Source organism: Proteus vulgaris (assembly GCF_016647575.1).
In the GTDB taxonomy this organism is placed as follows: Bacteria; Pseudomonadota; Gammaproteobacteria; order Enterobacterales; family Enterobacteriaceae; genus Proteus; species Proteus mirabilis_B.
In genome coordinates, this window is sequence record NZ_CP032663.1 from 1,667,360 (window position 1) to 1,680,811 (window position 13,452).

At 36.9% G+C, this 13,452-nt stretch carries 11 protein-coding genes; 8 read left to right on the forward strand and 3 right to left on the reverse strand.

The annotated features are described in order from the left end of the window. Window positions 1-241 precede the first annotated feature (241 nt). From copC to D7029_RS07755, 3 genes are read left to right on the forward strand one after another with little or no spacing between them, the layout of a single operon-like run. Window positions 242-634: a copper homeostasis periplasmic binding protein CopC gene (copC, locus tag D7029_RS07745; protein WP_088495811.1), complete on the forward strand. Its 393-nt coding sequence runs from the start codon at window positions 242-244 to the stop codon at window positions 632-634. Next, on the forward strand, window positions 634-1,530 hold the full coding sequence (copD, locus tag D7029_RS07750) for a copper homeostasis membrane protein CopD (RefSeq protein ID WP_088495810.1): 897 nt from the start codon (window positions 634-636) through the stop codon (window positions 1,528-1,530). Before copC ends, copD begins: the two co-directional genes overlap by 1 nt. A 47-nt stretch (window positions 1,531-1,577) precedes the next feature. After that, window positions 1,578-1,922, forward strand: coding sequence for a YebY family protein (locus D7029_RS07755; protein ID WP_194952331.1), 345 nt, complete (start codon window positions 1,578-1,580; stop codon window positions 1,920-1,922). A gap of 302 nt (window positions 1,923-2,224) precedes the next feature. On the opposite strand, the gene D7029_RS07760 is transcribed toward D7029_RS07755, so the two are convergent. From D7029_RS07760 to yebS, 3 genes are all read right to left on the reverse strand, one after another. After that, window positions 2,225-2,467: a DUF1480 family protein gene (locus D7029_RS07760; RefSeq protein ID WP_023582410.1), complete on the reverse strand. Its 243-nt coding sequence runs from the start codon at window positions 2,465-2,467 to the stop codon at window positions 2,225-2,227. A 211-nt stretch (window positions 2,468-2,678) separates the two neighbouring features. Beyond that, window positions 2,679-4,997, reverse strand: a complete 2,319-nt coding sequence (locus tag D7029_RS07765) for a PqiB family protein (protein WP_194952332.1) — start codon at window positions 4,995-4,997, stop codon at window positions 2,679-2,681. Beyond that, on the reverse strand, window positions 4,939-6,195 hold the full coding sequence (gene yebS / locus D7029_RS07770) for a membrane integrity lipid transport subunit YebS (RefSeq protein ID WP_194952333.1): 1,257 nt from the start codon (window positions 6,193-6,195) through the stop codon (window positions 4,939-4,941). The genes D7029_RS07765 and yebS overlap by 59 nt, the downstream gene beginning before the upstream one ends. 278 nt (window positions 6,196-6,473) lie before the next feature. Here yebS and D7029_RS07775 point away from each other — a divergent pair, with 278 nt between their 5' ends. From D7029_RS07775 to htpX, 5 genes are all read left to right on the forward strand, one after another. Continuing rightward, complete coding sequence (locus D7029_RS07775) at window positions 6,474-6,971, forward strand: GAF domain-containing protein (RefSeq protein WP_088495806.1); 498 nt, start codon at window positions 6,474-6,476, stop codon at window positions 6,969-6,971. A gap of 95 nt (window positions 6,972-7,066) precedes the next feature. Further along, window positions 7,067-7,765 (forward strand): RNA chaperone ProQ, encoded by a 699-nt coding sequence (gene proQ / locus D7029_RS07780; protein ID WP_194952334.1) that lies wholly within the window; start codon window positions 7,067-7,069, stop codon window positions 7,763-7,765. Between the two features lie 19 nt (window positions 7,766-7,784). After that, window positions 7,785-9,845 carry a carboxy terminal-processing peptidase gene (prc, locus tag D7029_RS07785; protein ID WP_194952335.1) on the forward strand — a complete coding sequence of 687 codons (2,061 nt, stop codon included), beginning with the start codon at window positions 7,785-7,787 and terminating at the stop codon, window positions 9,843-9,845. A gap of 911 nt (window positions 9,846-10,756) precedes the next feature. After that, the gene (locus D7029_RS07790) at window positions 10,757-12,109 is read left to right on the forward strand and encodes an OprD family outer membrane porin (protein ID WP_194952336.1); all 1,353 of its coding nucleotides are present in this window, start codon (window positions 10,757-10,759) and stop codon (window positions 12,107-12,109) included. Between the two features lie 410 nt (window positions 12,110-12,519). Continuing rightward, window positions 12,520-13,398 (forward strand): protease HtpX, encoded by an 879-nt coding sequence (gene htpX, locus D7029_RS07795; protein ID WP_088495802.1) that lies wholly within the window; start codon window positions 12,520-12,522, stop codon window positions 13,396-13,398. Window positions 13,399-13,452: the final 54 nt, after the last annotated feature.

The following is a 13,452-nucleotide window of genomic DNA, read 5'->3' on the forward strand; positions in this document are numbered from 1 at the left end:
TTTTACTTTTAGTTGTATTCGGTTATGTATTGAACTGTTTAGACTGTCAATATGGGTATTATATTTTTTCGAAGTGTAAAAATGGGTGATATTTGAAACAGAAACTGGTCTAAATAACATATATTTTGAGTGCTAGTTCACAACCTTTTATTTCTAATATCAAGAAGCGAAGATCTTGACGTAAATTTGCTATAAAATATTTCCATAAATAAAAAAATCACCTGTAATTTAAGAGGTTATTATGTCATTAAATACACTTAAGACATCTTGGGGTAAATTATCGGCTATCGCTGTTTTATTCCTTGGTATGTCATACCAACAAGCATTAGCACACGCACACTTAAAATCACAGTTACCTGCTGAAGGTGCTGCTATTGAACAATCTCAAGCGCCTAAGGTTATTACGCTAGACTTCTCTGAAGGTATTGAATTAGCTTTTAGCAAAATCAAAGTCACTAATAGTGATGGTAAAGAAATTACCGTAGGAAAATTGAGTTTAGACCCTGTTAACAATACTAAATTATTATTGCCTTTAGAAAGTGATTTAGCAGAAGGCAACTATTTGGTTAATTGGAACGTTGTTTCTGTTGATGGGCACAAGACAAAAGGTTCTTATCAATTTAGTGTAAAATAATGACACCTGAAGACGTTTATATTTTATGCCGTTTTTTCCATTTCGTGGCAGTCATGTTTATGTTCGGACTGAGCTTCTCGGCTGCCATTCTTGCAAAAGATAAATTCATTCCTCTTATTCAAGTTCGTTTGCGTCCTGCATTAGCCATTAGTACTGTCACTGTCTTTATTACGACTTATCTATGGATGGTTGTACAATCCGGTATTATGGGGGATGGATGGGAGGATGCTTGGTCATTTGAAATATGGAAAGCGGTATTAGGTACTTCGTTTGGTCAAGTTTGGCAATGGCAATTAGTTTTGGCAACCATTGCGTTAGCTGTTTTATTTATACACCAACGTTATATTCGTAACTTCTCTCTATTAATTGTTGCTTCAATTATGTTGATCTTACATGCATTTATTGGTCATGGTGCAATGTTTACAGGATCAGAAGCGATATTTTATAAAGTTAACCAAAGTATTCATCTTATTAGTGCCGCATATTGGTTTGGTGGTTTATGGCCATTTGTCGCTTGTTTGCAGTTTTTACGTAATAAAGACGAGCTTGCAGATGGGATGATCAAACCTATCATTGGCACAATGAAGCGATTTTCGCTTTTTGGTCATATTGCTGTTTTATTGGTTACTATTACCGGTATTATCAGTGCCGTTATGTTAATCCCGGGATGGCCAGCAGTACAATTATCATCTGAATATCAAAGTATGTTATGGCTTAAGATTAGCTTAGTGGTGTTAATGCTTGGTTTAGCCGTAATCAATCGTTATGTTTTAGTACCTCATATCCGTAAGAAAAATAATTTTCAATGGTTGCTAGTGAATAGTTGGCTTGAACTATTACTTGGAACAATGGTTATTTTTACTGTCGCCATCTTTGCGATTAACTCACCTGTATAGATTGTTATATAATCGAAAAAACCTAATTTCTTAAGTGAGATATCCACATGAAACGTTTTTTATTAGCGGGAATGTTAATGTTGTTTTCTTTTCAAGCATTCTCGGCAGCACCTATTTCAACGGTCAGCAAGCTTCAATTTGGTGACGATTGGCCATTTACACGAGAAGAGGTGATGCTTAATTGTCGTGCTGATGGTGCTTGGTTTGTGATTAATCCAGCAACACTGATGCAGTATCCACTTAATGAGATTGCAATGAAACAGATGGAAAGTGGAAAAGTAAAAGCACAATTAATTGATGTTATTTTACTGCCAGATCCGAATATACCAGAAAAGAAAAAATCAGTAGAAGTGATACAGAATGCGATTAAGTCGCTCTGTGAGAGCAATTAATCAAGTGATTAATAATATAACTAATAATTTTATATTTTTATCACATTGATTTAAATAATAAAAATTATAAGCGAAGATTTTTTGAATAGAAAATGGTGTGCTACTAGGTTGTTTACTGGATCTTTACATATTGTTAGCTAATATTTAACAGTAGGTTGTGAGATAGAAAAGTCTGAGTTAATCCTCGATTTTTGTTTATGCAGTAATCAGCAATTACTTTTTAGCGCACGGCTCGCAATGAGCCATTTCCCTAAGCCAGATAAATGATTTATCTGGCTTTTTTTATTCGCTTTAGCATCTCGTTACGCCACTTTTAAGATCCAGTGGTGGTTATCTTTATCATAAGCATGACGATAAAGCAGAATATTTTTATCTTTCAGTTGAGCTGGAATACTTGTGTTTTCATCCCATCCATCTAATTGCATGCAAAACTCTTTGTCATAATCACATGGAATATGAATATAAGTTAATTGATTATCAGAAGAGTGTTTTAAAGTAATATCTTCAATTTCATAGCAAGCAATTTTTAACGTTGTCTTTTTCATAATAAAGCTCCGGTTTAAGCGATGTCGTGTTGTGTTCCGTTGTGTTTTGTTGGTGGCATTTATTTTAAAGAATGCTTTTTGACCAAACAAAATTAAGCATAGTATAAATGGAATCTATTTCCAAAATATTTTTTTGAAATAAAAAAAACGGATCATTTTTTGTGATCCGCTTTAAATAAATTATCTGAAATAGGGCAGAATTATCTAATTTTTAAGGCTTAGGTATTGCTGTTCCCCATTCATCCCAATCTTTGGGTTCCTTGTCATTTAAAATGAAATTCTGTTCCTGTTTGGCTTTCGCTTGTAATGGTGTGGAAGGTGGTGTTGCAAAAGTGATCCCACCACGTATAAATTGCTTGAATGTACCACTACGAATAACTCCGCCAGTTAAACCAAACGAGAAGTTATATCCTGATGAAAGCCAAAACTCTGTATTATTTCGAACAAGGTATTGGTATTTTTTACTAATACGGATGTGAATTAATACTCTGTCAGACATGTTTCCTAGTTCAAGACCTGTCACTGCACCGACCTCAAGACCGCGATAGTAAATTGGCGTACCAATTTGTACTGAACCTGCCTCCGTGGCATTTAACACAAGATTTAATCCATCGAGATAGCGTGAGTCTGTAATGTTGGATGTTTGCAATTCAAATTGACGATATACGCCACCATTGCCGGGCTCTGCTTTAATATAAGGTTGAATCAGTGAATCCAAGTTATCTAATCCTGATGCTGTTAATTCAGGAGTAACAACTGCAAAGCGGCTGCCAGATCTTGCAAAGGTTTTGACATAATCAGGGTAGAGAACGGCTGATACAGTTACCGCTTTTCTATCTGGCGAAAGGATTAATGATTCGACTTGCCCAATATCAATTCCTAAATAGCGAATAGGCATTCCTTCAGAGAGTTTACTTGCATCGTATGTTTTTAGCGTAATTTGTGCGCCTATAGCTCGGGCACTAGTTTCTGATGGATAGAGTTTGTAACGTGAAACATTATTATTGATATTTTCGAAGTTATCAAAACTGATTGCACCTTTTAATGCGCGATTTAATGGTGTCGCTTCAACAGTTAATCCTGAGCCATTAACGGAGACTTTAGCGGCACCTTCAGTCCAGAAGACACTCTTTTCTGTGAGTAGATGACGATATTGTTTAGAAATATAAACATCAATATCAAAATCATTCATTAAAGGCCGAACATCAGTAATTTCGCCGACTTGAAATTGATGATAAAGAACCACTGAACCTTTTTGGATACCCGGAAGGCTTGAGGCTTTTAAAGTCAGTGTCACCGGTAATTCATTACCATTAATACTGGCTTTCGCAAAAAAGTCATTACGGTAAAGGCGATACTGTTCTTTAGGTGCCCCTTTAGTACCTTGAATAAGGTGAATACCTCCTTCAAGCCACTCTTGAGGTGTCGCACCTTGAACTTCAATACCATTTAGACCCATATTGACGTTGATTCGGCTATTGGCAACAAATTTACTATTTTCATAAATATAATGCTTATATTCAGGGGCAATAATTGCATCAAAGATAACGCCATCATCACTCATATTACGCTGAATGATTTGCCCAATAGTAATTCCTCTGAAAAGAATAGGTTGCCCCGCATCGACTCCCCAGCTTTCTTCACTGGTTAGAGAAATAATTAATCCATCTTCACCATATATTGCTTTGCCCGCATCGACAGAGGTGGCTGATTGCAAAACAAATTGCTGGTTTTCTTGTGCTGGAGGGCTATTTTCTGGTGAATCAAAAGCAATTGCGCCATTGATTAAAGCAGAAACGCTTTCCATTTTTACAGATACGCCACTTTTTAAATTGAAATTACCTTGAAAGCCAGAGACGTTCCAGAAATGGCTATCTTGACGTATTAAGTGGGCATACTGTTTATCGATACTAAGTTCAATAAAAATACCCTGATTATCAGGGCGAATCGCATAGCTATACACTTTACCAACAGGAACTTGGCGATAATAAACTTGAGAGTCAACATTGAGCGATCCCAGTTTATCTGCCGTCAAAGTGATTAATTGCTGATTTTTATCGATATTAGCTTGAGGACGAACTTCTTGAGCAATAAATTTAAACTGCTTTTCGCCGTCACCGGGTAACATGCTGATATAGTTACCACCCACTAAAGCATCTAGCCCTGATACACCAGAAAGGCTGGCTTTAGGTGTAACTAGCCAAAATTGTGTGTTTTTGCGCAATGCGGTCGCGAGATCTTTGCGGATATCAGCCGTAACAATAACTCGACGTAAGTCATCGCTTAAAGTGACATCTTTAACAAGACCCACATCAACGCCTTGATAGCGAATAGGTGTTCTGCCAGAGACAATTCCTGATGCGGATTGAAAATCAATCGTGATTTTTACGCCCTTATCCTGCCAATGTTGGAAAAGCAACCAACTAGCAATAAAAATGGCGATAACAGGGAGTAGCCAAAATGTCGAAATTTTACGCTTGCGGCGTATTTGGGCTTGTGTGTCCTGAACGTCGTTTTCTTCTTGTTGCATAAGTATCCCATAGTAAACGACTATCCAACCATTCAACGGCAAGGATAGTAAGAATAACCGCAGTACCAAAATAAAAAGCCGCTGGGCCCATTGTGAAAGTCATCAGTTGATCTCGATTAATCAATGACATCATCAGCCCAATCACAAAGAGATCAAGCATTGACCATCGTCCTATCCAAGAGACAAAACGGTATAGTTTCATTCGTAGTAGAGGGTCAATACGAGAATTAAAATGAATGCTTAATAATAAGCCCAACATAATAATAATTTTGAAAAAAGGCACAAAAACACTGGCAATAAAAACGATAATCGCAATTGGTGTATTGCCTGAATTCACTAAGGAAAGTACGCCTGAAAAAATAGTGTCTTCACTGCGTTGACCATTTAAATAGAAGATAGAAATAGGCAATAAATTTGCAGGTATTAGTAAAATTATTGCTGAAATTAATGCCGCCCATGTTTTTTGTAAACTCATTGGTTGTCTTGGGTTATAGCAAGATTTACAACGTGGACAGTGTGTTGATGGTGTTTTTTTAAAATGATAATGACAAGCATGGCAAGTTGCAGGACTTTTTTCTATCTCTTTTTGTGGGTAAAAGCGTTGCCAAAGTTGGTCCATATTAATGTTAATTAGCATTAATAAGCTGAGTATCATTAAAGAAATAAAAGCAATTAAACCATTGCCAATATAGACAGTTGCATAATCGCCTAATTTTATTGTTGCAACACCAAGTCCAATCAAATAGACATCTAGCATTACCCATTCTTTTAATTTCCCTAACATCAATAAGACCGGGCGAAGATTAAGGCGCAAGCGAGATCCTAAATGGAGATATAAAATAGCGATGGGGAGGCTAAGCGGTGCTGCAATAGCACAAAAGGCTACCATCGTTGCGGTAAGGGGAGAGCCTTGCTCTGACATCATGCGAATACCATCAAGCACATTCGCCGTTATCATTGTGCCTAATAGATGAATTTTAATTAATGGCTGAGTAAATGCTATTGATGCCAAAATAAGCATTGTAATAGAGAGAATAAGTAGGCGAGTTAATGACCAATATCGATAAGATGCAAGTTTTGCTTGGCAACGAGGGCAATAAGCATCCTCTCCACGCTTTAATGCAAGAGGGAGTGTCACGAGATGATCACACTCCTGACAGCGTATTGATTTCTTTTCCTTTGTTGCGATATTGTTCACTATGTTGCTCGTTAATTCGCCTAAGTTGGTTTTCTTAAGAGTTATCGTTTGATTAAGCTAAAAAAAAGTACCTATACTCAATGGTTCACAAGTTATCATTTTTATTATATTTATGCCTTTCATTTTACAATACTAAGTGTCTGATTTTTTTTGTGGGTGTTAAGGGAATATTATCGTTTTTTTGCCCAATTCTTGAAAATGGAGTATTCAACCTCAAGATAAAATAGGCTAAATTACGAGTATGTTATCTATTTTAGTTACGCAAATAGGGTTTAATGATGCCAAAATCGCTTTTTTATCAGGAACTCACTGATAATTTGTCAGCCTTGTTGTCTGGTGAAAATGATCTTATCGCATCACTTGCTAATACCAGCGCTCTTCTTTACGAGAAGTTAGATACGATAAATTGGGTTGGGTTTTATCTTAATGATGGTGATTCATTAGTCCTTGGCCCATTTCAAGGCAAAATTGCTTGTGTCAGAATAGGTTTTGGGAAAGGAGTTTGCGGAACTGCATACTCTGAAAACAGAATTTTAAGAGTAAGTGACGTTCACCAATTTAGTGGTCATATTGCTTGTGACAGTGCAAGTCAGTCTGAAATTGTTCTACCTTTAGAAGTAAATGGACAAATTATCGGCGTTCTCGATATTGATAGTCCTATTTTTGATCGTTTTGATAAAAAAGATGAAAATGGGCTTAAAGCGTTGTGTGACGTGCTCTGCGAGCATTTAAAAACTTGTCATACAGCAAAATATTGTGAATTTTGTGTAAGTTAACAGGCGTTTGCCATAGAAATTGTTGGCAACACTATTATAATGTCGCTTGTTCATGCCTGCGCTGGTTGGCAAAACCGTTGTAATCAGGAAATTTCATGGAAAATCAACCTAAGTTGAATAGTAGTAAAGAAATCATCGCTTTTTTAGCTGAACGTTTCCCTAAGTGTTTTATCGCTGAGGGTGAAGCTCGCCCTTTGAAAGTTGGCATTTTTCAAGATCTTGTTGAAGATCTAAAAGATGAAACTCAACTGAGCAAAACACAGTTACGTTCGGCATTACGCTTGTATACCTCAAGTTGGCGCTACCTTTATGGAGTTAAAGAAGGGGCAAAACGTGTCGATTTGAATGGTAATGACTGCGGCGAACTGGAAGCTGAGCATATTGAACATGCTCGTACACAATTAGCAGAAGCTAAGGCGCGCGTTCAAGCTCAGAGAGCAGAACAACGTGCTAAGAAGCGCGAAGCTGAAGGTGATAAGGAGACCAGCAAACGTCCGGCAGCGAAAAAGCCAAATAATACGCGTCGTCAGCCACCTAAAGAGGGTGAAAAACGACAGCCTCGTCCTCAAAAAGCGACTCAAGCACCTCGTAAAGCAGCACCACCACGCCAAAATACCGAAAAGTTAATTCCAGTGAAAGACACCTCAGTTCTTACTGTTGGTCAATCGCTGAAAGTTAACGTTGGTAGCAGCGTGATGGATGCGACAGTGCTAGAGATAGCGAAAGAGGGTGTACGTGTACAATTGCCTAACGGTTTGGCAATGAATGTACGCACGGAACATTTAAAGTTCTGATACGGAGGCCAACCAGAGCATGAACAAACTTTTAAATGTGGCTTTTGCAATCGGATTAACGTTAACAGGCACTTCTGTTGTGATGGCTGAGAAACCAGCCACTCCAGCAATGGTAACCATTGATCAGTTACCCGAATTAAAGCAAGAGCCACAACATTCTACTGTGAGCGAGCGAGTAACCTCTCGTTTTGAACGCTCTCATTATCGTCAGTTCTCGCTAGATGCGAGCTTTTCTGAAAAGATTTTTAATCGCTATCTTAATTTATTAGATTATAGCCACAATGTGTTGCTAGCATCAGATATTGCCCAGTTTGATAAAGAAAAAACCAAAGTAGGTGAATATCTGAAGAAAGGTGAGCTTCAGCCCCTTTATGATCTCTTTAATTTAGCGCAAAAAAGACGTTTTGAACGTTTTCAATATGCTTTAAACCGCCTAGATAAACCCATGGATTTAACTGGCCAAGATAAGTTTGAGTTAGACAGAACAAAAGCGCCATGGCCTCAAACTCAAGCTGAGCTAGATAAACTTTGGGATGAAAAAGTAAAATATGATTGGTTAACGCTGAAGCTATCTGAAAAAACAGATAGTGAAGTTAAAGAGACACTAACTAAGCGCTATAAAGCTGCGTTACGTCGTCAAACACAAAGCCAAAGCGAAGACGTTTTCCAAATCATTATGTCGGCATTTGCCCGCGAAATTGACCCTCATACAAGTTATCTATCACCAAGAAATACAGAAGCCTTTGACTCTGAAATGAGTCTTTCTTTAGAAGGTATTGGCGCTGTATTACAGATGGATGATGATTACCCAATGATCAACTCTATGGTAACCGGTGGTCCGGCTGCAAAAAGCAAAGAGTTGAAAGTTGGCGATAAAATTATTGCAGTAGGGCAACAAAATAAGCCAATGGTTGATGTTGTCGGCTGGCGACTTGATGATATTGTTGCGTTGATTAAAGGGCCGAAAGGTAGCCAAGTAAAATTAGAGGTTATTTCTGATGAGAAAGGCGCTAAACCAAGAACAATCACTTTAGTCAGAGAGCAAATTCGTTTAGAAGACAGAGCTGTTAAGCTGACTGAAAAAGTCATTAATGGTGATAAAGTTGCAATTTTGGATATTCCAAGCTTCTATGTTGGCTTAACCAATGATGTGAAAACACAGTTACAAAAAGTGGCGAAAGATAATGTTTCATCTTTAGTTATTGATTTACGAGGTAACGGCGGTGGAGCATTAACAGAGGCGATTTCACTTTCAGGATTATTTATTCCAAGTGGTCCTGTTGTGCAAGTCAGAGATAACAATGGTCGTGTACGACAAGATTTCGATAAAGATGATGTCGTTTATTATAAAGGGCCACTAGTTGTTATCGTAAATCGTTTTAGTGCTTCTGCCTCTGAAATTTTTGCTGCTGCAATGCAAGACTACGGACGAGCATTAATTGTAGGTGAGCAAACGTTCGGTAAAGGAACGGTTCAACAATATCGCCCATTAACCCGTGTTTACGATCAAATGCTAAGCCCTGATTGGCCTGGTTTAGGTTCAGTGCAATACACCATTCAAAAATTCTATCGAATTAATGGTGGGAGTACTCAGCTTAAAGGGGTAACACCTGATTTATTGTTACCAAGCTTTGATAGTGCTGAAATGGGTGAAAGTTTTGAAGATAACGCATTGCCTTGGGATAGTATCTCTCCAGCAAGTTATCAGCTATCTGAGTATTCAGACAAACTGAAAGCGGCGTTCGCACCATTAACTGAACAGCATACTAAGCGCATTGCAAATGACCGAGAGTTTTCATACATCTTTGCTGATATTCAGCGTTATAACGATGCTAAAGCAAAAGGTGAAGATAAATTTGTTATCCTAAACTTTGCTGAAAGAGAGAAAGAAAACAAAGAGCTAGAAGCCATTAAATTAAACCGCATAAATGAGCGTTTTAAATTAGAGGGTAAGCCTGCGTTGAAATCACTCGATGATTTGCCTAAGGATTATGAAGGTCCAGATCCTTATTTAGATGAAACTGCTAAAATTGCAGTGGATCTCTCAAAAGTGCTTAAGCCTAAGAAATTATTAAATTAAGTTATCAGTTATAACAACAGATACTTAAAGCACCCCCCCAATAGTTGGATAACCAATTGCTGGGGGGTTTTTATATTTATATTAATCGAGATATAAAATTGTCATTGCTAATCAATGTTTATCAGGCATTCCATCAAAAAACTTTTAAAAGAGCCAATAATATCTTTTTGGGGGGGATCATTCATATTTTTAGTTATTTAGTATATTAAATTACCAGTAATATAAACAATTATTAATAAATGGATATTTAAATTTTACTTTATGTAACTTAATTTTTAATTCGAAATATATCTTGAATAACTTTGTAAGCTATAAGAGAGAATACTAGGTTGATTTTTAGATAAGAAATAAACTTCTTTTCATATAAGTGGAATAAAAAGATAAAGTGGTTATTTATTGTGATTAAGATCTCATTTGATGGCATGTCTATTGCAATAAATGTAACATGTTGTGACAATGATCTCTTAAATTGACATAAGATTACTATAGTATACAGATTATGAAATATTTGCGTCATTTTTGATTATTGGCGCGTTAGCTAAAATCTTACCTAAATGATGAGTTATCTTTATTCTATGAGTTCAAAATGTATTTTTAGAGCAACATGTCATAACTGAAATATTATATTTTCAGAGTAAGGTTCTCTACGTAAGGGATCATGACTAAAGGCAAATAATCTACAATTTGCTTATAGGATTTTATTACGAAAAAATAAGTAAATATAAATATGGTGAGATATCCATATTGGATTTTTTATGCCAAAAAATGACTCTATTGCTTGAAATTGGTGCAACTATAAATTTAATCAAAGGTTATTTTTTAGCTAAATAAAGAAATGGTGCTTTATTAAACTTGCTGAGTATAAATCAGCATAACTTAATTCAAATATTTATTAACCAGGTTGCATTAAGATGAAAGTAAAAAAATTAGTATTGTTTATGCTGTCTCCTTGTTTTTTAGCGGTAGGCGCTGCTAATGCTGCGAATTGGGAAAACTCAATTAAAGAAAGCGCATTTATTTCAGATTCAGAACTTGAGCTCTCTACAATTAATATGTGGAAATACTTAAAAACTGAAAACCGCTTTGATAAAAATGAGCAGCGTTACAGAAAACAAGTTGCTAATGCTTGGGGTCAAAACTTCCAAGCTGATTTCAAATCAGGTTATTTAGGTGGCATTCTAGGATTTGATGTCTCTTATTATGGTGGTATCAAATTAGGCGCAAGTAAAGACTTCGCCTCTCGTGCAATCTTATTTAATGATGATGGCGAAGCAAAAGGCTATAACAAAATTGGTCAGCGTTTTGCAAAAGTTAAATTCGATTTAGATCCTGTAATGATTAATGGTAAAGCAGGTTGGTTTACTCTGAAAAATACGGGTATTTTTACTAACTCACAGCGTCTGTCATTAAACAGCTACAATGGTTATGCAACCAATACAGCACTGGGCGATTGGAACTTAGATTTACTGTTCCTTGACGGTAAAGTAATGCGTCGTGATAGCCCAAATATCGACAGAATGTATTTCAGTGATGGTAATGGCGTTAGACATAATATCGACCATGTCCTTACTGGTGGTATTAACTACAACTCTAAACCGTTAAAAGTATTTTATTTCTATGGTCAAGCGGATGATGTATTCCGTCAACACGGTTTAGAAGCAAAATATAAATTAACCTCAGATGTGACTATTGGTGGTGTTGTTTATTATCACGATTACGGTAGTGATGGTAAACGTACATTAAGTGATGCCAATAAAGGCAAACGTAACTTTGATAATGATGCATGGCACTTTGCAGGTACTATGGAATGGCGCATTCCAGAGTCTCCATGGACAATTCGTACTGGTGTGACTTATACCGATGCTGAAAAAGCTAATGGTGTTGGTCAATTCGCTCGTAACCCAATTGGTAATACCCGTGGACGCTTTAACTCACCAGCTTACGCAGATATTGACTATGTACGTGATGGTGAGGTTATGGGTGCATTAGAAGCAGCATATAAAGTTAACGAGGAATTGTCTGTTGGTGCGCGTACTAACTATAGTGAATTCAGCTATTCTGGTGAAAGATTAAAACAAGGACAGTTTGGTTTATTTAGTTATTGGAAGCCAACCAAAAATCTTTCTGTTTCCTTAAGCGGTGGTATTGGCTGGCACCACCAGCAAGAAAACGACTATACCACACCAAAACTTTATGATGGTCACTCACAACGAGCTCACTCATTATCAGGCTCTATGACAACTACATATCGTTTCAAAATGTAATTTATAGCGTTAACTGTTATTGCTTATATCAGATGCACGACTTGCATACGTTGTAAGTCGTGCATAAAAATACAGAGACAGTTACTCTACCGGTGTTCGCGTCGCGTGAGTTATGATTTTTTATGATAAGCCCATTGCCACTATATTAAACGATACAAACCATTCCTGAGTAATCCCTTCAGTTTTACAAAACAGAAAAATCACATCATCTATTATCAATCCCACTTTATACTTAAGTTTTAAATGATGCCTAATATTAGGTGTTCACTGGCTATTTTTTTTATCAAAATGTAAAGTTATATCGTTTTTAATATTAAATAAGTTAAAAGGCTTGATAAAATCTAAAAAAGCCTTATTTATAAGACAGTTTTTGCAATGTGATAATTAGATAAAATAGGAACAGTATCAATATGATGAGAATTGCTTTATTCCTGTTAACAAACTTAGCCGTTATGTTTGTTTTTGGGATCATCTTATCTTTAACAGGTATACAAGGTCGTAGTGTTCAAGGCTTGATGATCATGGCGGGCTTATTTGGCTTTGGTGGCGCATTTATTTCACTATTAATGTCAAAATGGATGGCATTACGTTCAGTAGGTGGTCAAGTTATTGAAAACCCAACTTCAGAAGTAGAGCGCTGGTTATTAGATACAGTAAGACGCCAATCTGAACAAGTCGGTATTAAAATGCCACAAGTGGCTATTTATGATGCGCCTGATATTAATGCGTTTGCGACAGGTGCTCGTCGTGATGCATCGCTGGTGGCTGTGAGTACCGGTTTGTTAGCCAGTATGAGCCGTGATGAAGCAGAAGCGGTTATTGCTCACGAAATTAGCCACGTTGCTAATGGTGATATGATAACCATGACCTTGCTGCAAGGTGTTGTGAATACCTTCGTTATCTTTATTTCTCGTATCATTGCCCAATTCGTTGCCAACTTTATCTCTAATGATGAAGAGAGCGAAAATAGCAATGGAAACCCGTGGGTATATATGGGTGTTTCAATGGTTCTGGAAATTGTATTCGGTATTCTTGCCAGCATTATTACAATGTGGTTCTCACGTTATCGTGAATTCCATGCAGATGCAGGCTCTGCAAAGCTTGTCGGTCGTGAGAAAATGATAGCGGCATTGCAACGTTTGAAAACAAGTTACGAGCCACAAGAAGAAAGTAGCATGATGGCTTTCTGTATTAATGGCCGTAATAAGTCATTCAGCGAGCTATTTTTATCTCACCCACCATTAGATAAGCGTATTGAAGCGCTACGTAACGGTGAGTATCTGAAATAAGGTTGAAAGTTTAATCGCGAACTCTCAAATGAAAGCGCTCGATATGAAAGTATT